Source organism: Streptomyces solicavernae (assembly GCF_029968095.1).
Classification (GTDB): Bacteria; Actinomycetota; Actinomycetes; order Streptomycetales; family Streptomycetaceae; genus Streptomyces; species Streptomyces solicavernae.
The window spans coordinates 17,467-38,157 of sequence record NZ_JASCIR010000042.1; the positions used below are offsets into that span (position 1 = coordinate 17,467).

The 20,691-nt window shown below is 72.0% G+C and carries 16 protein-coding genes; 9 read left to right on the forward strand and 7 right to left on the reverse strand.

Annotated elements, in window-relative coordinates:
• Nucleotides 1-207 precede the first annotated feature (207 nt).
• On the reverse strand, nt 208-471 hold the full coding sequence (locus tag QIS99_RS29130) for a WhiB family transcriptional regulator (protein WP_017945871.1): 264 nt from the start codon (nt 469-471) through the stop codon (nt 208-210).
• 708 nt (nt 472-1,179) lie between these two features.
• Here QIS99_RS29130 and QIS99_RS29135 point away from each other — a divergent pair.
• From QIS99_RS29135 to QIS99_RS29145, 3 genes are read left to right on the forward strand one after another with little or no spacing between them, the layout of a single operon-like run.
• Nucleotides 1,180-1,737: a cysteine dioxygenase gene (locus QIS99_RS29135; RefSeq protein ID WP_282516704.1), complete on the forward strand. Its 558-nt coding sequence runs from the start codon at nt 1,180-1,182 to the stop codon at nt 1,735-1,737.
• A gap of 50 nt (nt 1,738-1,787) precedes the next feature.
• Complete coding sequence (gene cofD, locus QIS99_RS29140) at nt 1,788-2,744, forward strand: 2-phospho-L-lactate transferase (protein ID WP_282516705.1); 957 nt, start codon at nt 1,788-1,790, stop codon at nt 2,742-2,744.
• A complete protein-coding gene (locus tag QIS99_RS29145) occupies nt 2,741-4,039 on the forward strand; it encodes a coenzyme F420-0:L-glutamate ligase (protein ID WP_282516706.1) in 1,299 nt (432 codons plus the stop codon). Before cofD ends, QIS99_RS29145 begins: the two co-directional genes overlap by 4 nt.
• Before the next feature lie 196 nt (nt 4,040-4,235).
• On the opposite strand, the gene QIS99_RS29150 is transcribed toward QIS99_RS29145, so the two are convergent.
• The 3 genes from QIS99_RS29150 to QIS99_RS29160 form a co-directional block, all read right to left on the reverse strand.
• Nucleotides 4,236-5,207 (reverse strand): DNA-3-methyladenine glycosylase family protein, encoded by a 972-nt coding sequence (locus QIS99_RS29150; protein ID WP_282516707.1) that lies wholly within the window; start codon nt 5,205-5,207, stop codon nt 4,236-4,238.
• Nucleotides 5,208-5,343: 136 nt separating this feature from the next.
• Entirely contained in the window at nt 5,344-6,426 is a 1,083-nt protein-coding gene (gene manB, locus QIS99_RS29155; protein WP_282516710.1) for a mannose-1-phosphate guanylyltransferase, read from the reverse strand.
• A 221-nt stretch (nt 6,427-6,647) separates the two neighbouring features.
• On the reverse strand, nt 6,648-8,126 hold the full coding sequence (locus QIS99_RS29160) for a peptidoglycan recognition protein family protein (protein ID WP_282516711.1): 1,479 nt from the start codon (nt 8,124-8,126) through the stop codon (nt 6,648-6,650).
• A gap of 180 nt (nt 8,127-8,306) precedes the next feature.
• On the opposite strand from QIS99_RS29160, the gene QIS99_RS29165 reads away from it, so the two are divergent.
• The 4 genes from QIS99_RS29165 (at nt 8,307) to QIS99_RS29180 (ending at nt 14,744) form a co-directional block, all read left to right on the forward strand.
• Nucleotides 8,307-9,059 carry a TIGR03089 family protein gene (locus QIS99_RS29165; protein ID WP_282516712.1) on the forward strand — a complete coding sequence of 251 codons (753 nt, stop codon included), beginning with the start codon at nt 8,307-8,309 and terminating at the stop codon, nt 9,057-9,059.
• Between the two features lie 245 nt (nt 9,060-9,304).
• Nucleotides 9,305-10,744, forward strand: coding sequence for an LCP family protein (locus tag QIS99_RS29170; RefSeq protein WP_282516713.1), 1,440 nt, complete (start codon nt 9,305-9,307; stop codon nt 10,742-10,744).
• A 232-nt stretch (nt 10,745-10,976) separates the two neighbouring features.
• On the forward strand, nt 10,977-12,950 hold the full coding sequence (locus QIS99_RS29175; protein ID WP_282516714.1) for an LCP family protein: 1,974 nt from the start codon (nt 10,977-10,979) through the stop codon (nt 12,948-12,950).
• Nucleotides 12,951-13,034: 84 nt separating this feature from the next.
• Nucleotides 13,035-14,744 (forward strand): LCP family protein, encoded by a 1,710-nt coding sequence (locus tag QIS99_RS29180; protein WP_282516715.1) that lies wholly within the window; start codon nt 13,035-13,037, stop codon nt 14,742-14,744.
• Nucleotides 14,745-14,776: 32 nt separating this feature from the next.
• Here QIS99_RS29180 and QIS99_RS29185 read toward each other — a convergent pair whose 3' ends face one another.
• The gene (locus QIS99_RS29185) at nt 14,777-15,814 is read right to left on the reverse strand and encodes a glycosyltransferase family 2 protein (RefSeq protein ID WP_282516716.1); all 1,038 of its coding nucleotides are present in this window, start codon (nt 15,812-15,814) and stop codon (nt 14,777-14,779) included.
• Nucleotides 15,815-15,939: 125 nt separating this feature from the next.
• On the opposite strand from QIS99_RS29185, the gene QIS99_RS29190 reads away from it, so the two are divergent.
• Nucleotides 15,940-17,421 carry an LCP family protein gene (locus tag QIS99_RS29190; protein ID WP_456316504.1) on the forward strand — a complete coding sequence of 494 codons (1,482 nt, stop codon included), beginning with the start codon at nt 15,940-15,942 and terminating at the stop codon, nt 17,419-17,421.
• Nucleotides 17,422-17,487: 66 nt separating this feature from the next.
• Here QIS99_RS29190 and QIS99_RS29195 read toward each other — a convergent pair whose 3' ends face one another.
• Entirely contained in the window at nt 17,488-18,036 is a 549-nt protein-coding gene (locus tag QIS99_RS29195) for an acyl-CoA thioesterase (RefSeq protein ID WP_282516717.1), read from the reverse strand.
• 108 nt (nt 18,037-18,144) lie between these two features.
• Here QIS99_RS29195 and QIS99_RS29200 point away from each other — a divergent pair, with 108 nt between their 5' ends.
• A complete protein-coding gene (locus tag QIS99_RS29200; RefSeq protein ID WP_282516718.1) occupies nt 18,145-19,410 on the forward strand; it encodes an LCP family protein in 1,266 nt (421 codons plus the stop codon).
• 70 nt (nt 19,411-19,480) lie between these two features.
• On the opposite strand, the gene QIS99_RS29205 is transcribed toward QIS99_RS29200, so the two are convergent.
• Nucleotides 19,481-20,548: an acyl-CoA dehydrogenase family protein gene (locus tag QIS99_RS29205; RefSeq protein ID WP_282516719.1), complete on the reverse strand. Its 1,068-nt coding sequence runs from the start codon at nt 20,546-20,548 to the stop codon at nt 19,481-19,483.
• Between the last annotated feature and the right edge of the window lie 143 nt (nt 20,549-20,691).

Genomic DNA, 20,691 nt, shown 5'->3' on the forward strand with positions numbered 1-20,691 from the left:
TGTGCTCGGGGGAGGCGTCTCGGACGGGGCCACACTAACGGCTGGGCAACACAGCGGTCCGCCGCCTGTGGACAACCCACGGGCGGCGGACCGTTCGTTACGTCGGGGTGTGTGCCTTTTGCTCGGCACGGGTCGGGGATCGGTCGGGTTCGGGTGGTCTTCGGTCGTCGGTGATCGGCACGTGGTCGCCCGGTGATCGGCGGGCGTTCAGACGGCGGCCTTCTTGAGTCGTCTGCGCTCTCGCTCCGACAGGCCGCCCCAGATGCCGAATCGCTCGTCGTTGGCGAGTGCGTATTCAAGGCATTCGGACCTGACCTCACAGGCGAGGCAGACCTTCTTGGCCTCGCGGGTGGAGCCGCCCTTCTCGGGGAAGAAGGACTCGGGATCGGTCTGGGCGCAGAGTGCGCGCTCCTGCCAGCCGAGTTCTTCGTCCGCGTCCTCGACCAGCAGTTGCTGGAACAGCTCGGTCATGTGCGCCCCTCGTCTGTCTGTGCAGTCCCCGTGATGCTGCCGTTACCGATTTCGGCCGAACGACACGAGTGAAATTACAAGTGTGCCGATCCGGGCCAGTCAAGCCGGGATCTGCTATTGGGTCCCTTATTCACTCTGCGGAACCAAGGCTTTGCGGAAAGTGTTCAAATCGCCTTAAACCTGGACACTTCTCAGCACCGGCCCCGCACACCCTGCCGACACCCGTAAAGACGCACCGGAGAGCGGCCCCGTTGCCGGGTCCGCGCCGAAGCGATCCTGATCACGAACGAGTCACGAGACGGCAACGACGTTTACGCACCCGGATGCAGCGCCACCTGTCCGATCGCGCCGATGCACAAACCTTTCGGCAGAACGAACAACCGGATACGGTGAACCATATCCCGCAATACGGACATCAGGTTGACAGCAGACGTGTGAACCGGTCTCCTGTTGGGCATGCTCGCGAACTTGGCGCTCACCCGGATCCACACCCGTGGATCCCTCTGTGCTGCCCTGGAGAGCTGTCGCTGTACCTGTTGCTGTTGAGCCCATCGCGCTCCAGCCGTTCCGCACCGCCGAGCCCCCGCAGGGGCCCCGCACCCCCGCGCCCGCACCCGGGCCACTCCCCGCTCGCGACCCGAGCGACTGCCTCCGGAACACGGACAGTGACACCCCCGCACCTCTCCCCGCCGAGGAACCACCGCACCGATGAACAGCGACAGCGACCTGCAGATCGCCGGCGACCTCCTGGAGGTCCAGCACCTGCTGCAGCCCGCCCGTGAACACCCCGCCACCGTCGCCGAATTCGCCGGGCTCGCCCGCGCCATCGCCGCCGACCGCTCCCAGTGGGAGCACCTGGTGGAGTACGACGCCACCAGCCGCTGGTACCACCGCCTGCGCACCGTTCCCCAAGCTCTCGGCTCCGATCGAGCAGGGGAGGCCCCCATCGGCTACGAGGTCTGGCTGCTCAGCTGGGTGCCGGGGCAGGGCAGCGGCCGCCACGACCACGGCCCCTCCTCCGGCGTGCTGACCGTGCTGCAGGGCGAGTTGACCGAGCGCACGGAGCGCGGCACGCGCGCGTTGGCGGCCGGTTCGCAGCGGGTCTTCGCGCCCGGCTACGTGCACGAGGTCGTGAACGACGCGCTGGAGCCCGCCGTCAGCCTGCACGTGTACTACCCCGGCCTCACCGAGATGCCGATGCACGCCGCCCGGTGCTCCGCTTCGGTGGCCGAGACCGGGACCGTACGGGCCGCCGTCACCGCCTGAACCGGCTGCCGCCTGGACCGGCTGTCGTACCCACCTGACATGCTGGGCGCATGCGCATTGTGGTTCTGGCCGGAGGCATCGGTGGTGCCCGTTTTCTGCGCGGTCTCAAGGCCGCCGCGCCCGACGCCGACATCACCGTCATCGGCAACACCGGTGACGACATCCATCTGTTCGGCCTGAAGGTCTGCCCGGACCTCGACACGGTGATGTACACGCTCGGCGGCGGCATCAACGAGGAGCAGGGCTGGGGGCGTTCGGACGAGACGTTCCAGGTCAAGGCCGAGCTCGCGGCGTACGGCGTCGGGCCCGAGTGGTTCGGCCTGGGCGACCGGGACTTCGCGACGCACATCGTGCGGACGCAGATGCTGAGCGCGGGTTACCCGCTCAGTGCCGTCACCGAGGCGCTGTGCGAGCGCTGGCAGCCCGGCGTGCGGCTCCTTCCGATGTCGGACGACCGGGTCGAGACGCATGTCGCCGTGGAACTCGACGGCGAGCGGAAGGCCATCCACTTCCAGGAGTACTGGGTGCGGCTCCGCGCCTGTGTGGACGCGCTCGCCGTCGTCCCCGTGGGCGCCGAGCAGGCCAAGCCCGCGCCCGGCGTGCTCGAAGCGATCGCCGCGGCGGACGTGGTGCTGTTCCCGCCGTCCAACCCGGTGGTCAGCGTCGGCACGATCCTCGCGGTACCGGGCATCCGCGAGGCCATCGCCGAGGCCGGGGTCCCGGTCGTCGGGCTCTCCCCGATCGTCGGGGACGCCCCGGTGCGCGGCATGGCCGACAAGGTCCTGGCCGCCGTGGGCGTCGAGTCCGGCGCCGCCGCGGTCGCCGAGCACTACGGCTCGGGGCTGCTCGACGGCTGGCTGGTCGACACCGTGGACGCGGACTCCGTCGCGCGCGTGGAGGCCGCCGGGATCCGCAGCAGAGCGGTGCCGCTGATGATGACCGACACCGACGCGACCGCCGCCATGGCCCGCGAGGCGCTCGCACTCGCCGAGGAGGTACGCGCGTGAACGCGCCCGCGTACCGCGTCTGGGCGGTGCCCGGGCTGCCCGAGGTGAAGGCCGGGGACGACGTGGCGAAGCTGATCGCCGCCGCCGAGCCGGGGCTCGTGGACGGGGACGTCGTCCTCGTCACCTCGAAGATCGTCTCCAAGGCGGAGGGGCGGATCCTCGCCGCCGACGACCGGGAGGCGGCGATCGACGCCGAGACGGTACGCGTGGTGGCGCGGCGCGGGACGCTCCGGATCGTCGAGAACCGGCAGGGGCTCGTGCTGGCCGCCGCCGGGGTGGACGCCTCCAACACCCCCGCGGGGACAGTCCTGTTGCTGCCCGAGGACCCGGACGCCTCCGCGCGCGCGATCCGCACCGGACTGCGGGACGCGCTCGGCGTGGACGTCGGCGTCCTCCTCACCGACACCTTCGGCAGACCGTGGCGCAACGGCCTGACGGACGTGGCGATCGGCGCCGCCGGCATACGCGTCCTGGACGATCTGCGCGGCGGCACGGACGCGCACGGCAATCCGCTGAGCGCGACCGTCGTGGCCACCGCCGACGAACTCGCGGCGGCGGGCGACCTGGTGAAGGGCAAGGCGGCGGACCTGCCGGTGGCCGTGGTCCGCGGCCTGCCCCATGTGGTGGCCGAGGAAGCGCCCGGCGCGCGGGCGATGGTGCGCGTGGCCGCGGACGACATGTTCCGGCTCGGCACCTCGGAGGCGGTGCGCGAGGCGGTCACGCAGCGCCGCACGGTGCGCAGCTTCACCGACGAGCCGGTGGACCCGGGCGCCGTGCGCCGCGCGGTGGCCGCCGCCGTCACCGCGCCCGCGCCGCACCACACCACGCCCTGGCGGTTCGTGCTCCTGGAGAGCCCCGAGGCGCGTACGGAACTGCTCGACGCGATGCGGGAGAAGTGGATCGCGGACCTGCGGGCGGACGGCAAGTCGGAGGAGTCCATCGCGAAGCGGGTGCGCCGCGGGGACGTGCTGCGGGGCGCGCCGTATCTCGTCGTCCCCTGCCTGGTGATGGACGGCTCGCACACCTACGGGGACGCGCGCCGGGACACCGCCGAGCGGGAGATGTTCGTGGTCGCGACCGGTGCCGGGATCCAGAACTTCCTGGTGGCGCTGGCCGGGGAACAGCTCGGTTCGGCGTGGATCTCGTCGACGATGTTCTGCCGGGATGTCGTACGTGAGGTGCTCGCGCTGCCGGAGAGCTGGGACCCGATGGGGACCGTGGCGGTGGGGCGGGCGGCGGGGGTGCCGCGGGAGCGGGCGGTGCGGGGGGTGGGGGAGTTCGTCACGGTGCGGTGAGCCGGATGGCGGGCGGCTGCCCTCGCCCGCGCCTCGCCTGCGCCTGGGCCCGGCCCCGGACCCCGCCCCGGACCCAGACCCCGCCCCGGACCCAGACCCGGACTCGGACCCGGACCCGGACCCGGACCCGGACGGAGTCTCGTCGGCCGCGGAACGCGGAGGCCGAACCCCGGCTCCCGGGGCCGGATGTGGCGGCTCACAGGCTGCCGATGTCCGTCCGGGGCATCTTCGGTGTGCGTCGTGGCGGGGTGTGGCCGGAGAGGAGGATGACGCGGGCCGCGCGGTGGCGTTGGCCGCGGTAGGGCTCCAGGAGTTCCAGCATCCGCGCGTCGTCGCTGTCCCGCTCCCCCGCAAGGGCGTACCCGACGATGCCGGGCAGATGCAGGTCGCCGACGGTCACCGCGTCCGGGGCGCCGTGGCTGCGCTGGACCGTCTCGGCCGAGGTCCAGGGGCCGATGCCGGGGATCAGCTCCAGGCGTTGCCGGGCCTGTTCGGGCTCCATCGCGGCCGTCTCCTCAAGCCGCGGGGCCACCCGCACCGCGCGCAGGACCGTCGAGGCGCGCTTGTCGTCGACGCCCGCGCGGTGCCACTCCCAGGACGGGATCATCCGCCAGGTGCGCGGCTCGGGCATCACGTACATGTGCTCGGGGACGGGGCCCGGTGCCGGTTCGCCGTACTTGCGGATCAGGAGGCGCCAGGCGCGGTACGCCTCGTCCGTGGTGACCTTCTGCTCCAGGACCGACGGGATCAGGGACTCCAGGACCAGGCCGGTACGCGTCAGTCGCAGTCCCGGGCGGCGCCGGTGGGTCGCGGCGACGAGGCGGTGCCGCGGCACGAATGCCTCGGGTTCGTCCGACTCGCCGAGCAGGCCCGGAAGTTGCCCGAGCAGCCAGCCGGCGCCCGGCCCCCAGGCGTCCGCGTGGACCGTGCCGGAGCGCAACGCGACGCGGAGCGTGCCCGGCCCTGAGGGCGTACGGCCGGCCCGCCAGAACGACCCGTCGGGCGTCGCGCGGTACGTCGGATCGGCCGGCCCGCGCCGCAGCGGACCGAGGACAAGGCGCAGGTCGAGCGGGCCCGGCGGGGTCCAGCGGCGGGACTCGGCGGTGGACTGACGCGGGACGGTTCCGGCGCGTGCGGGCACCGGCCTCTGCGCGAAGCGACCAGCCACGGGGTTCCTCGGAGTCGGACTCGGAGTCGTACGGATGACTCTGTCGAGCGTAGGCCCTCGGCGGGACCGAGCGTAGGCCCACAGCGGGACCGAGCGTAGGCCCTCGGCGGGACCGCGGGCGCCGGAAAGCGGGGTCCTACTGGTCCGAGGAGAACCTCACACTGCCGTCCGCCAGCTCCGCCCCGCACCACACCCGGACCCCGTCGCGCAGCTCGTTGTCCGCGCCGACCCGCGCCCCGTCGCCCACGACGGCGCCCGACAGCACCGTACGGGCCCCGATGCGCGCGCCCGCGCCGATCAGCGAGTCGGTGACGTCGGCGCCGGGCTCGACCACCGCGCCGTCCAGGACCGTACTGCCGAAGACCCGCGCGCCCGCGCCGACCACCGCGCCCGCGCCGACGACCGTGCCGCCGGTCAGCTTGGCGTCGGCGGCGACCTCGGCGGTGGGCAGGACGAGGCGCTCGCCGCGACGGCCCGGCACGGCGGGCGAGGGGGCGCGGCCGAGGACGAGGTCGGCGGAGCCGCGTACGAAGGCCTGCGGGGTGCCGAGGTCCAGCCAGTACGTGGAGTCGACCATGCCCTGCAGATGCGCGCCGGAGGCGAGGAGTTCGGGGAAGGTCTCGCGCTCGACGGAGACCGGGCGGCCCTCGGGGATGCTGTCGATCACCGAGCGCCGGAAGACGTACGCGCCCGCGTTGATCTGGTCGGTGACGATCTCCTCGGGCGTCTGCGGCTTCTCCAGGAACGCCTGGACGCGGCCGGTGCCGTCGGTGGGCACGAGGCCGTACGCGCGCGGGTCGTCGACGCGGGTCAGGTGCAGCGAGACGTCCGCGCCGGAGGTCTCGTGGGTGGCGACGAGGGCGCGGATGTCCAGGCCGGTCAGGATGTCGCCGTTGAAGATCAGCACCGGGTCCTCGGGCGCCGAGTGCAGCCGCGAGGCGACGTTGCGGATGGCGCCGCCGGTGCCGAGCGGCTCCACCTCGGTGACGTACTCCAGGTGCAGGCCGAGCTCCGAGCCGTCGCCGAAGTACGGCTCGAAGACCTCCGCCAGATAGGACGTGGCGAGCACGATGTGTTCGACGCCCGCCGCGCGCGCCCGCGCCAACTGGTGTGTGAGGAACGGCACTCCCGCGGCCGGGACCATCGGTTTCGGCGTGTGCACGGTGAGCGGCCTGAGCCGGGTCCCCTTGCCGCCGACCAGGAGGATCGCTTCTGTCACCTGTCGCCTCTGCTTCCTGCCGGGGGCGGGGCCCGTCTCGTACACCGGACTGGTCGGGTCCGGGTGCGTCCGGACTGGTCTGGTCCGGCCGGTCAGTGTAGGCAGACCGTTCACGGGCGTTTTCAGTTGCGTCTGTGTGCGTGTTGTTACGTCTGCTGATCAGTTGGTACGCGGCCTGCGGCCGGGGCGGGGCGGGCCCGCCCCGCCCCGGCCGGGGCGGTTCAGCGGCCCTGGTAGCGGGCCGAGGACTTTCGTGCCGTGCCGAGCTTGCTGTAGAGCCGCCCGCCGGGGCACTCCGTGGCGAAGCCGTCCCGGTGCCCGGAGATCACGTTGAGCCGGACGTCCGTGCCCTTCTTGTACAGGTTGCTGCCGCCCGACGTCATGACCGTCGTGCCGCGCGGATTCCCGCCGTGCAGGCCGAGCTTCCACGCCGTCAGTTTCGCGACGGCGTTCACCGCGGCCTTGGGCGGGTTGGTCTTGCTGTACGTGCCGAGGACCGCGATGCCCGTGGTGTTGGTGTTGAAACCGAGAGTGTGGGCCCCCATGACCGGTTTGGCCACACCTCCGGCACGGCCTTCGTAGATGTTTCCGCACTTGTCGACGGCGAAGTTGTAGCCGAGGTCCCGCCAGCCGCTGCTCTTGACGTGGTAGCGGTAGATGCTGCGCAGCAGCGAAGGCGCCTGCGAGCAGCGGTAGTTGTTGCCGGTCGCGCTGTGGTGCACGAAGGCCGCGCGGACCGTCTTGGTGTAGACGAAGTTCTTCTCGCGCAGCTTCTCGTCCGCGCCCCAGCCCTTGCGGGTGACGATGCGCGGGCGCGGCCCGATGTACGGGCGTGCCTGCGCGGAGTCCGCGGCCTGGACGACGCCGCGGGACTCCATCAGGTCGTTCTCGGTCTGCTCCTTGGTGAGCGCGGGGATCACGGCCGCGCCGAGGCCGGCGAGGTCCGCGTTGACCGCCGAGGCGGCCGCGCCCTCCGCGCTGAGCGCCGGAGCCTGAGCGCTGTCGGCCTGCGGGCCGGAGGCGGTGGGCGGGTCGTCGCCGGGGTCGACCAGTTCGAGGCGAAGCCCGGCCGGCAGCGACGCGAAGACCGTTGTGGCAGGTTCGGCGGTCGTGGGGGCGGAGACCTGCACCGTGATTCCGGTGGCTCCGGTGCCGGCGCCAGGCCCGGCGGGGGCCTGCCGGGCCTGGTCGGGGCCGTGGTCCGCGTGGTCGTGCCCGGTGGCGGGCTCCGCCGGGGCACTCTCCACCCGGATCTCCACGCCGTCCGAGTCGCCGACCCACAGCGGCGCCGTGGAGCCGCGCAGCTTCGCACCGGCACGCTCGGGACTGTCCAGGTCGGCGGCGTGCTCCTGGTTGTGGGTGTCCACGTCCTGCCAGTCGGACCAGCGGCCGGTGCCGGTGGCGCGGGTGCGGACCTGGACGCGGCCGTGCAGTTCGGCGGTCGGGTCGTCCCAGACGACGCCGACCAGGGAGAACGGCCGTACGTCCCGACGGGTCAGCCCCTGCACCGGGGCGCCGCCCGCGGCACGGTCGGAGGTGAGCGGGCCCAGCGGAAGGGACTGGGTGGAGCCGGGCACGGAACCGGCGGACTCCGCCGCCGGGGCGGCGACCGCGGCCCGTACGTCCTGCGGCGCGGCGAGCGGCAGGGCCAGGGCCGCCGCACAGGCGACGCCGATCGAGGAAGCAAGGTATCCACGCATGGCGTCGATCGTGCGGCAGTACGGACACACCCGCACTTTGTGTGATGCACAGGGATGTACTGGGACGTACTTGGATACACGCCTCCCGAAGGGAACTGACGGACCGTCGACCCGGATCCGGCCCCTCCGCTGCGCCGGCCGGGCGGACGCGCCCCGCCCGCTGCGCGTACGCTTACGCCCGTGAACGCGACCGACCGCACCCCCGCCGACCTGCTGCGATCCGCGCTCGCCGAGGATCCGGCCCGCCCGCTCGTGACGTTCTACGACGACGCCACCGGCGAACGCGTCGAATTGTCCGTCGCCACCTTCGCCAATTGGGTGGCCAAGACGGCCAATCTGCTCCAGGACGAGCTGAACGCCGAGCCCGGCGACCGGCTCGCGCTGCTGCTGCCCGCGCACTGGCAGACAGCGGTGTGGCTGCTCGCCTGCTCCTCGGTCGGCGTGCTCGCCGACGTGGGCGGCGCGGCGGCCGACGCGGACCTCGTCGTCAGCGGCCCCGACTCCCTCGACACGGCCCGCGCCTGCTCCGGCGAGCGGGTCGCCCTCGCCCTGCGCCCGCTCGGCGGCCGCTTCCCGCAGCCGCCCGCCGGGTTCGTGGACTACGCGGTGGAGGTCCCGAGCCAGGGCGACCGCTTCGCGCCGTACGCGCCGGTCGACCCGGCGGGGCCCGCGCTGGCGGTCGGCGGTACGGAGCTGACGGGGGCGGAGGTCGTGCAGCGGGCCCGGGCCGACGCGGGCGAACTCGGGCTCGGGCCCGGGTCCCGGCTGCTCTCCGGGCGCTCCTTCGGTACGTGGGAGGGGCTGTCCTCCGGGCTGTTCGCACCGCTCGCCGCGGGGGCGTCGGTCGTGCTCTGCCGGCACCTCGACCGGCTGGCGCAGGACGGCCTGGAGAAGCGGGTCGAGAGCGAGCGGGTCACGGCCACGGTCAGCTAGGGCCTGTCCCCCGCCCCGCCCCGCCCCGCCCCTTCCCGAAAGCTTGCAGCGGCTGTCGGTCGGCTGCTGCGCCGTGGTGGCTGGTCGCGCAGTTCCCCGCGCCCCTTTCGGGCACGACGAGATGCGCGAAAGTCCACCCGTCCGGCGCAGGTGGGAGCCCGGCCCGCAGGCGGCGGAGGGGCGCGCCGGGCCATGGTGGTCGTAGCGCAGCTGCACTGCCTACGCCACGAGGGGTGGACCACGACGTGACCGACACCGCAGGCACCCCCGCCGAACCGGACCAGCCGGCCGACGACGTGTCTGAGGCGAGTCACGGAGGCGATGCCGGGCAGGCGGCGGAGGGCACGGACGCGGAGCCCGACGACGCGGTGGCCGATCCCGGCCGACCCCCGCCCGCGGGCGCACCCCCCGAGGCGAAACCACGCCCGGCAGCACCCCCCGAGGCGAAACCACACCCGGACGCACCTCCCGAGACCGCACCGCCCCAAAACGCACCCCCCGAGACCGCACCCCCCGAGACCGCACCGCCTGAGACCGCACCGCCTGAGGACAGGCCCCCCAAACCCCCCCGCCACTGGCTCCGTTGGACCGCACTCGGCCTCGCCGTGGCCGTGCTGGCTGCCGCGGGCGTCGGCTGGAGTCTGTACAAGAAGCTCGAAGGCAACATCACCGAGGACACCTCCGCCGCCGCCGAGTTGGAACGGTACGAGCGGGAGCGGCCGGCGCCGACCGTGCACGACGCGCTGAACATCCTGCTGATCGGCTCGGACACCCGCGCCGGGAAGGGCAACCGCCCGTACGGCCGGGACCCGGGCACGCAGCGCTCGGACACCACGATCCTGCTGCACCTCGCCGCCGACCGGCAGAGCGCGACCGCCGTGTCCGTGCCGCGCGACCTGATGGTGGAGATCCCCGGCTGCCGCAGGCAGGACGGCTCCCGCACCAAGCCCCAACTCGCCCAGTTCAACTGGGCGTTCCAGTTCGGCGGGGCCGCCTGCACGATCCGTACCGTCGAGAAGCTCACCGAGATCCGGATCGACCACCACATGATCGTGGACTTCCAGGGCTTCAAGAAGATGGTGGACGCCGTGGACGGGGTCGAGGTCTGCCTCAAGGAGCCCATCAACGACAAGGGCGCCAAGCTGAAGCTCAAGGCCGGCCGGCAGAAGCTCAACGGCGAACAGGCACTCGGCTACGTACGCGCCCGCAAGTCCCTCGGCGACGGCAGCGACACCGAACGCATGGACCGCCAGCAGCAGTTCCTCGGCGCGCTCGTCAACAAGGTGAAGAGCAACGGCGTCCTGCTCAACCCGACACGCCTCTACCCGGTGCTCGACGCCGCCACTTCGGCGCTCACCACGGACCCCGCACTGGCCGGATTGACGGATTTGTACGAGTTGGTGCGCAGCATGCGCAACATCCCCACAGAGAAGGTGCAATTCCTCACGGTCCCCCGCCGCTCGTACACGGACGACCCCAACCGGGACGAGCTCGTCCAGCCCGACGCGGGGCGGCTGTTCGACCGGCTGCGGAACGACGTGCCCGTCGAGGTGACGCCGCGGGACGCGGACGCGGAGGGCCGCGAGAAGGGGTCGGACGACGACGGGTCCGACGAGCCGACGCACACGCCGAGCCCCGCGCCCACCTTCCGGGGAAACACCGCCGCCGGAACGAGTTGTGAGTAAAACCGTCACCAAGTACGTCACCGAACGGCAGCGAACGGGGCCGGTTAAGGCCCGTATTGCCCAGTTGTAGGGACGTGGAATGTGTCACGGCCGTCGCCGGGCGCTGAACTGGTCGGATAGCGTGAGCGATCCGGTGCGTCCGGCCACTCGTTGGCCGCGCACCGCGTACGTATGACCGGGCGCCTTTGGAGGGGGAGGCGCCGCGTGGCCCCGACGGAGGACTCAAGCAACCGTGGACGCGCAAGGCCGTGGGCGGGCGGAGAACATCGACCCCGCAGACCAGTGGGTACTCAACCCGCAGACCGGCGACTACGAACTGCGACTGAGCCCCTCCGCAGGGCAATCGTCGGGTATTCCGTCGCCCCGGAGATCGTCGGCCCCCGAGGGCCCGGCGGCCGGTGAGCACCCCCGCTTCGCGCCGTCGACCCGCCGCTTCCCGACGGCCGGTGGCCCCGTGGGTCCTGCCGGTCCTGCCGGTCCCGCCGGTCCCGCCGGTCCCGTCGTGCCGAACGGTCCGGGCGCCCCGAGCGGCCCCGTAGGACCGAAGGGCCCGGACGTACCCGACGGACCGCGACCCGGTGGCCCTGGCGGACCCGGCCGACCCGGTGGACCCGGTGGCCTCGGTGGCCGGACTCCCGGCCCCCGTCGTCCCAGGGATGCGGAGGAGGCCGAGGAGACGCCGAGCCCTGAGGTGCCGGGGCCGCGCAGGCGCCGGGGCCGGGGCCGGCCCGAGGAGAGCGGGCCGCCGAGCACCGGCCGGCGCCGCCCCAAGCCGAAGGCGTCCAAGGCCAAACGGGCCCTCAAGTGGGGCCTCGGCACCGTGGCGGTGCTCCTGGTCGTCGCGCTGACCGCCGGATACCTGTACTGGCAGCACCTGAACGACAACATCACCGCCATCGACGACGACGGCGCGGGCACCGGCGGCTTCAGCGCGGACCGCCCGATCAACGTCCTGCTCATCGGTACGGACAAGCGCACCGGCAAGGGCAACGAGGGCTACGGCGACGCCGGCAGCGCCGGGCACGCGGACACCACGATCCTGCTGCACGTCTCCAAGGACCGTACGAACACGACCGCGTTGAGCATTCCGCGCGACATGATCACGGACATCCCGGACTGCCCGACCACCCAGGCCGACGGCTCGAAGAAGACCATCCCGGGCACCAGCCAGACCCGCTTCAACGAGAGCCTCGGCCAGAGCGGGCGCACCCCGAGCTGCACGATGCGTACGGTCACGGAGATCACCGGCATCAAGATCGACCACTTCATGGTGGCCGACTTCAACGCGGTGAAGACGCTGTCCACGGCCGTCGGCGGTGTGCCGATCTGCCTCGCCAAGGACATCAACGACCCCAAGTCGCACCTGAATCTGCCGAAGGGCGAGCACCTGCTGAAGGGTGACGACGCGCTCGCGTTCGTCCGCACCCGGCACGCGGTGGGCTTCGGCGGCGACCTCGACCGCATCAAGCTGCAGCAGCAGTTCCTCACCTCGCTGATGCGGAAGATGAAGTCGAACGACACGCTGACCAGCCCGAGCAAGATGCTGGACCTGGCCGAGGCCGCCACCAAGGCGCTCACCGTCGACTCCAAGATCTCCGACCTGAACAAGCTCACGGACCTGGGAATCGAGCTCGGCAAGGCCGACCTGAAGAACATCTCGTTCGTCACCACGCCGGTCGTGGACAACACCGACGGCGCGACCGTGCTGCTCGACGAGGCCAAGGCGAAGCCGCTGTTCGCGATGTTGCGCGCGGACAAGTCGCTCACCGAGGTGAAGGAGCAGAAGAAGAAGGAAGAGCAGGCCCGCCTCAAGGGACCGAAGTCCGCCGCCTCCGAGGTGCGCGTCAACATCTACAACGGCTCGGACACCGCGGGCGCCGCACAGTCCACGGTCACCTGGCTGCAGACCGAACAAGGCGTCCTGAAGTCCAGCCAGTTGGGCAACGCGCCCGAGAAGCAGGCCAAGACGACCCTGGAGTACGCCCCGGACCAGGCCGACCAGGCCCGCAGGCTCGCCGACATCATGGGTCTGCCCGCCTCCGCCATGAAGCCGGGCAAGAGCGAGGAGAACTCTCAGGGCCTACCGGCGATCAAGCTCGTCCTCGGCGACGACTTCGAAGAGGCCGGAACGCCCATTTCCGCTCCGTCGAAGGCACCGGAGGGAATCCAGAAGGTCGAGGCGGACAAGGCGGTCTGCGCGAAGTAGACCTGGTAGCACCCGCGCTCCACCCCGGCCCCGCCCCGCACCGGGCCGGGCCGGGAGGGGCCGGGAACGGGGAGGGGCCGGGGCATGAGGCAGGACAGCGCGCGAAGAGAGGGCACGGTCCCACGTCCGCGCGACGCCGACGAACTGGGCTGGGACGAGAGCCTGTACGAGCAGGGAGCCGAGGGCGAGAACAGCACCAGCCCTGACGGTGACAGGCGGGAGCGGTCGGGGGGCCGCAAGGCCGCCGGAACCGGAATCCCGACAACCCCGGCCCGCCGCAAGGGCCGCCGCGCGCTGCGCTGGGTCGCGATCGTCCTCGCCGTACTGATACTCGGCACGGCCGGCGCCGGTTACCTCTACTACGAGCACCTCAACGGCAACATCGCCACCACCCCGATGCCGGACGGCGACCGGGCCCCCGAGGCCACGCCCAACGCCGCCGGGCAGACCCCGCTCAACATCCTGCTGATCGGCTCCGACGCCCGGGACAACGCCGAGAACCAGAAGCTGGGCGGCGCAAAGGAGACGTTCAACGCCACGCCCCTCGCGGACGTACAGATGCTGCTCCACCTCTCCGCGGACCGCACCAACATGTCCGTGATCAGCATGCCCCGCGACACCCTGGTGCAGCTGCCCGAGTGCACCGACCCCGACAGCGGCAAGGTCTACCCGGCGACGCAGGGCCGTGTGATGACCAACACCAGCCTGGGGCGCGGCGGTCCGGGCTGCACAGTGCTCGCCTGGGAGAAGCTGACAGGCATTCACATCAATCACTTCATGGTGGTCGACTTCGCCGGGGTGGTGTCCATGGCGGACGCGATCGGCGGCGTGCCGGTCTGCGTGGACGCCAACATCCACTCCCGCACCGCCGGCGGCAAGGGCTCGGGCCTGAAGCTGGAGAAGGGCACGACGTACATCCAGGGCGAGCAGGCCCTGCAGTGGCTGCGCACCCGGTACGGCTTCGAGGACGGCAGCGACATCGCCCGCGCCAAGGCCCAGCACATGTACATGAACGCGATGGTCCGGGAGCTGCGCGAGAACGCCACCCTGAGCAACCCGGGCAAGCTCCGCAGACTCGCCGAGGAGGCCACCTCGGCCCTGGAGGTCGACGAGGGCCTCGACACCGTCAAGAAGCTCTACGACCTCTCGAACGAGCTGAAGCGCGTACCGCCGGAGCGCATCACCATGACGACGATGCCGTACGAATACGTGGGCGCCCGCGTCCAGCCGAAGCCCGGCGACGCGGAGCAGCTGTTCCGGCTCGTACGGGACGACGTGGCGCTCGACGGCAAGGACAAGAAGAAGCGGGAGAAGGAGCCGGAGAAGGAACCGGAGGAGAAGCCGGACGAGTCCGCGCAGGTCTCCGACGACCCGGCGGCGGAGCCCGGCGAGATCGGTGTCCTGGTCGTCAACGGCACCGCGACACCCACCACCGCATCGGTGCCGGGCCGGGCCTCGGCCCTGGTGGCGCTGTTGCAGGGCAAGGGGTACGCGCGGGCGGCCGCGGACGGGTCGCAGCTGCCGCGGCAGGAGCGTACGGTGATCCGCTTCCCCAGCGCCGACCTTGAGGGGGACGCGCAGGCGGTCGCCAAGTCCCTCGGTCTGCCGCTGAGTTCGGTCGAGGAGTCCAGGGAGGTCACCGGCGTCACGCTGTACGTGGGCGCCGACTGGCGCACCGGCGACGTACCGCCGAAGCCCGCTCCGAAGGACGACAGGACGCCGGAGTCCGCCGACCCCATGAACGGCGCGGACGACGATGCCTGTATGCACGTGAACCCGAACTTCACCTGGTAGCAGGGAAGTCCGGGCTCAGGGCAAGGGCGGGCTCAGGCCTGCTTGAGGACCGCCGGGCGGCGCGAGGCGATGACCTTCTTGGCCAGCGAGCGCGGGCTGGTCAGGAAGCCCCAGCCCCACGACATGTGCATGGTCGCGAGCGCCACGGGGATCTGCGCCCGCGCCTTCAGCGGCAGCCCCTTGCCCGCAGGCACCGACCCCGCGGCGATCGCCGCGAGATAGCCACCGGGGATCACGAAGCCCCACGGCGTGAGCAGCGCGCCCACGACGGTGCCCGCGGCGATGGCGCACACGGCGGTCGGCGGCGCGAGATAGCGCAGGTTGATGGAGCCCTCGTGGTACCGGGCGACGACGTGCCGCCAGCGCCCGTAGTCCTTGTACTGCTTGGCGAGCGCCTTGACGCTCGGCCGCGGGCGGTACGAGACCTTCAGCTCGGGCGAGAACCAGATCAGACCGCCGGCCTCGCGGATGCGGAAGTTCAGCTCCCAGTCCTGGGCGCGGATGAACTCCTCGTTGTACCCGGCCTGCTGCTCCAGGGCCTCGCGGCGGAAGACACCGAGGTAGACCGTCTCGGCCTGCTGCGCCTCCCCACCCGTGTGGAAGGCGGCGTTGCCGACGCCGATCTTCGAGGTCATGGCGGCGGCGACCGCGTGCTCCCAGTCGTTCTCGCCCTCGGCGAACATCAGGCCGCCGACGTTCTGCGCGCCCGTCTCCTCCAGGAGGCGGACGGCGGTCGCGATGTAGTTCGCGGAGAGCATGCCGTGTCCGTCGACGCGGACGACGACGGGGTGCCTGGACGCCTTGATCGCGGCGTTCAGTGCCGCGGGCGTACGCCCTGTCGGATTGGGCACCGTCTTGACCCTCGGGTCCTCGGCGACCAGCTGAGCGGCGATCTCGTCGGTACGGTCCGTGGACGGGCCGAGGGCGACGACGACCTCCATCTCGCCGGCGTACTCCTGCTGGAGGATCGCCTCGACCGCGTGCCGCAGGTGCCGCTCCTCGTTGAGGACGGGCATGATCACCGATACCGCCGGGTGCTGCACGGCGGACTGCTGGATTTTCTCGCTCATCAGGCGTCACGTTACCGCGAACGGGGGACACGGACGCGCGCCATCCGGGTCGCTGCCCCGGGCCGCATTTCGTATCGGAATACGGTTGCACGCGTTCTTGCGCCCGTTCCGCGGAGGTGTCCCGCGTGCCCCAACCGCCCCGCCAACCTGCCCGCCCGCCCCGGCAGAGGCCACGGCCGCAGGCGCAGCAGCCGTCCCGCGCGCGGCGACGGCAGCAGGCGAAGCCGCGGTGGGCCATGCGGGCGGCCACGACGCTGTCGATGGTGGTGCTCGGCGCCGCCGGCATCGGGCACGCGCTGGTCACCGGCCTGGACGGCGGGATCGCGCGGGTGGACCCGTTCAAGGACATGAAGAACCGCCCCTCGGCCGGCGACGGCATGAACATCCTGCTCGTCGGCACCGACGGCCGGGACAAGATCACCGAGGCGGAGCGCGAGAAGTACCGGCTCGGGGGCGCGCCCTGCCGCTGCACGGACACGATCATGATCGTGCACATCTCGGAGGACCGGGACCGGGCCAGCATCGTGAGCCTGCCGCGCGACTCGTACGCGGAGGCCCCCACGCACACCGACCGGACCTCCGGCGAGAAGCACCACACGCACCCGATCAAGCTGAACGCGGCATACGCGGAGGGCGGGCCGAAGCTCACGGTGCGCACCGTCGAGCACATGACGAAGGTGAAGATCGACCACTATCTGGAGGTGGACTTCACCAGCTTCATGAAGACCGTGGACGTGCTCGGCGGCGTGGAGATCTGCACGGTCGGGCCGCTGAAGGACTCGCACACGGGTCTCGACCTGCCCGCGGGCAGGCACCGGCTGAACGGCGGGCAGGCGCTGCAGTACGTGCGCTCGCGGCACATCGACGGGGCCGCGGACCTCGGCCGGATGCAGCGTCAGCAGCGGTTCATCGCGGCGATGATCGATAAGGCGACGTCGTCCGGGGTGCTGCTCAACCCGGTCAAGTTCCGCAACGTGACGCAGACGGTGCTCGGCTCGGTGCGCGCGGACCGCAGCTTCGGCACGAACGAGATGCTGGACCTCGGCCGGGCGATGCGGAACTTCACCCCGGCGTCGTCGGAGTTCACCTCGGTGCCGATCGGCAAGATGGGCCACAAGGTGCCGGGCATCGGCTCGACGCTCAAGTGGGACCCGAAGAAGTCGGCGAAGCTGTTCCAGGCCCTGCGCGAGGACCGGCCGCTCGCCCCCTACAAGGTGCGCAAGCCGAAGGCGCTGGCGGTGGATGTGGCGCCGCAGCAGATCCGGGTGCAGGTGGTGAACGGCACGAAGGTCAAGGGCCTCGGCCGGAAGGTCGACAAGGCGCTGCGCGGGACCGGCTTCCGCACCTCCGGCGCGCCGGTCTCGGCCCCGAAGCCGAACGTGCTGCGGACGGTGGTGGCGTACGACCCGCGCTGGGACCGCTCGGCGAAGTCCCTGGCCGCGGCGCTGCCCGGCGCGCAGCTCAAGCCGGTCAAGGGCCAGGGCTCGCTCCTGAAGGTGATCGCCGGGGCGGACTACAAGGGCGTACGGCGCGTCCGCGCGGAGGATCCGTACCAGGGCGAGTTGGGGGTGGCCAAGGGGGACCAGGTGGTGTGCGGGGACAAGTGAGCCCCCGCCCCTCCGGCTCGGGGGCGTCTCCCCCCAGTCCTCGATTAGTCCTCGATCAGTCCTCGATCAGTCCTCGATCCCCTCCGCCGCCCGCCGATCGCGCAGCTCCTTGATCGCTCGGCGTCGCGCAAGCCGGTGCGTACGCCGGATCTGCGCCTCCTGGTACCGCCGCTTGTCGCGTCCCGTCTCCGGCAGGACCTCAGGCACCATCCGCGGCTTGCCGTCCGCGTCGACGGCGGCGAACACCAGGTAGGCGGAGCCGACCTGCTGGGCCGGGGTCGACTCGTTCCAGCGCTCGGCGAGGACGCGGACGCCGACCTCCATCGAGGTGCGCCCCGTCCAGTTGACCTGGGCCTTCACATGGACGAGGTCGCCGACCCTGACCGGCTCAAGGAAGACCATCTCGTCCATGGAGGCCGTCACCGCGGGCCCGCCGGAGTGTCGGCCGGCCACGGCGCCCGCCGCGTCGTCGACGAGTTTCATGATCACGCCGCCGTGCACCGTCCCCAGGAGGTTGGTGTCGTTGTGGGTCATGATGTGGCTCAGCGTGGTGCGGGAAGCCGCGGTCGGCTTGCCCGGAATCGCCGCCTGCGGGTGACGGGCCTGGTCTGTCATGCCGTCCACCTTATGCCGGGCCGCTTTGCATCAGCTCTGCAACAGCCTGGCCCGGAACCCCCACGGGGCCTTGTCGGGCGCCTTGGCGAGCCCTGCACACTGGTGCGTATGAATGACTGGCCCAACCGAGACCAGGGGTACGGACGCGGCAGTGCAAGCCCGCGGCCGGAAGGCGCCCGCACGATGCGCCACGTCCAGCGCGGCGCCGCCCCGCGTCCCCCCGCCGCCCCGCCGAGGGCCGCCGTGCCCCAGCAGCAGGGGTACGGCTACGACGACGGTTACAGCGAGGGCCAGGTCTACGGCGGCGGCCGTGGCGGTCGCGGCCGGGGCGGCGACGACGGCTACTACGACGACCGCTACTACGACGACCGCTACGACACCCGCCCGGCACCGAGCCGGGGCCGCCGGTTCAAGCGGATCCTCGTCACGCTCCTGGTCGTCGTCCTGGTCTGGGGCGTCGGCACGTACTTCTGGGCCGACTCGCAGCTCAAGGGCGAGGTCGACCTGGCCAAGGTGATCGAGCGGCCCGAGGCGGGCGACGGCACGAACTATCTGATCGTCGGCTCCGACAGCCGCGAGGGCATGACCGCCGAGGACAAGAAGCGGCTGCACACCGGCTCCGCGGGCGAGGGCACGGGCCGTACGGACTCGATGATGATCCTGCACACCGGTTCAGGCGGCGACACTCTGATCTCGCTGCCGCGCGACTCCAACGTGGAGATACCGTCCTACGTCGGCTCGGACTCCGGCAAGAAGTACCCGGCGACCGGCCGCACCACCAAGCTGAACGCCGCGTACTCCGAGGACGGCCCGGAGCTCCTGGTCCGTACCGTCGAGCACAACACCGGCCTGAAGATCGACCACTACGCGGAGATCGGCTTCGGCGGCTTCGCCAAGATCGTGGACGCGGTCGGCGGCGTGGAGATCGAGGTCGAGCAGCGGATGAAGGACAAGAAGTCCGGCGCGGACTTCGAGCCCGGCACGCACACCATGAACGGCGAGCAGGCCCTGGCCTTCGTCCGGCAGCGCTACGGCCTGGCCGGCGGCGACCTGGACCGCACCAAGAACCAGCAGAAGTTCCTCTCCGCGCTCGCCAACCAGACGGCCACCCCGTCGACGGTCATCAACCCGTTCAAGCTCTACCCGACGATGAGCGCGGGCCTGGACACGCTGATCGTGGACAAGGACATGAGCCTGTTCGACCTGGCCGAGATGTTCTGGGCGATGAAGAACGTCTCGGGCGGCGAGGGCAAGTCGATGAACATGCCGACCTCCGGCAGCGTCAACGGCAACCTGGTCTGGGACAAGGCCAAGCTGGAGAAGCTGGTCGGCCAGCTCAAGAACGACGAGAAGGTCACCGTCAGCGACGAGTGAGCGGATCGGCCCGTACGTACGAGGGGCCGCGCGCCGGATGTCCGGTGCGCGGCCCCTTGCGTGCGTGCGGCTAGGGGGCGTCTCCCCGGTCTTTGCGGGACAGGCCCTGGGCGGGGTGCGTGAGCCGGTCCAGGAGGGCCGTGCGGATGCCGGGGCGGGAGCCGAAGAGGAGCAGGAACGTGGCCTCGCGGACCAGGCGCTGGGCGTGCTCCTGGAGCAGGACGGAGCGGCTGCCGTGGGCGACGGCGCAGGCGGACGCCGCCCGCAACGCCAGCTCCGCGGCGGCCGCGCGGGCCTCCGGGACCTGCTCGGGCTCGACGCTCAGGAGCCGGGCGCGGACCTCGTCGAGCTCGTCGGGGAGTGCGCCCGCGTCGCCCCGCAGCAGGCCGGTCGCGCGCTCGGCGAGGCCGAGGGACAGGGCGCCGGTGAACCGCACCGACTCGGCGTCGCCCTTCAGGTGCTCGCGCTGCGGGACGGTGCCGAGTACCCGCCCGTCGGGCACGAAGTGCCGGTCGAACCGCAGGGTCACCGTCCGGCTCGCCTGGACGGCGACCAGGTCGAGGACGGGCCCGGCGGACAGGCCGGCGCGCTGTTCGGCGTCCAGGAGGGCCCAGACGATGACGTCGTCGGCGTCGCGGCCCGCGGCGTACAGCGTGTCGACCATGCCCCAGCCGGTCACCCACGGGGCCTCGCCGTCGAAGAGCCAGCCGCCGTCCGCCCGCTCGGCCCGCACCAGCGGCGGGCCCGGCCGCACCGCCGCGCCGACCGCGAGCCCGGCGCGGCGGCGCCCGGCCACGAGGTCGGGCAGGTGGTCCGCGCGCAGCGCGTCGTTGGCCGTCTCGCCGAGGGCCATCACGGCGCCGTGGTGCTGCACCCACACGAAGGCGGTCGTCAGGCAGCCCCCGGCCAGCTCCGCCACGGCCTGGAACACGGCCGGGTAGTCGGGCAGGTCCAGGGTGGCCAGATCCTCCGGCGCGGCCAGCCCGTAGAAGCCCTCGGCGGCGAGCAGGTCCAGGTGGGACGGCGGGACGCGGTCGGCCCGGTCGACCTCCAGGGCCGCGGGGAACAGCACGTCGTCGGCGATCTCCCGGGCGCGCGCCAGGGACCGGGACGCGGGCGCGGCTGCGGTCTCGCTCATGGCGCCGACGCTACGCCCGGCACGCAGGCCCCGCACACGGACCACGCACGGAGCGCGCACGGACCACGCACGGACCGCACACGCAGAAGCTCCCGGGGCGCTGTTCGTGCAGCGCCCCGGGAGCGGTCCTGTCAACTTCCGTA

What these genes read in the sequence shown, in the direction of transcription:
- cofD (WP_282516705.1), top strand. Translation starts at nt 1,788, where the DNA reads ATGCGCATTGTGGTTCTGGCCGGAGGCATCGGTGGTGCCCGTTTTCTG.
- QIS99_RS29130 (WP_017945871.1), bottom strand. Translation starts at nt 471, where the DNA reads ATGACCGAGCTGTTCCAGCAACTGCTGGTCGAGGACGCGGACGAAGAA.
- QIS99_RS29195 (WP_282516717.1), bottom strand. Translation starts at nt 18,036, where the DNA reads ATGACAGACCAGGCCCGTCACCCGCAGGCGGCGATTCCGGGCAAGCCG.
- QIS99_RS29205 (WP_282516719.1), bottom strand. Translation starts at nt 20,548, where the DNA reads ATGAGCGAGACCGCAGCCGCGCCCGCGTCCCGGTCCCTGGCGCGCGCC.
- QIS99_RS29185 (WP_282516716.1), bottom strand. Translation starts at nt 15,814, where the DNA reads ATGAGCGAGAAAATCCAGCAGTCCGCCGTGCAGCACCCGGCGGTATCG.
- QIS99_RS29200 (WP_282516718.1), top strand. Translation starts at nt 18,145, where the DNA reads ATGAATGACTGGCCCAACCGAGACCAGGGGTACGGACGCGGCAGTGCA.
- QIS99_RS29180 (WP_282516715.1), top strand. Translation starts at nt 13,035, where the DNA reads ATGAGGCAGGACAGCGCGCGAAGAGAGGGCACGGTCCCACGTCCGCGC.
- QIS99_RS29160 (WP_282516711.1), bottom strand. Translation starts at nt 8,126, where the DNA reads ATGCGTGGATACCTTGCTTCCTCGATCGGCGTCGCCTGTGCGGCGGCC.
- QIS99_RS29135 (WP_282516704.1), top strand. Translation starts at nt 1,180, where the DNA reads ATGAACAGCGACAGCGACCTGCAGATCGCCGGCGACCTCCTGGAGGTC.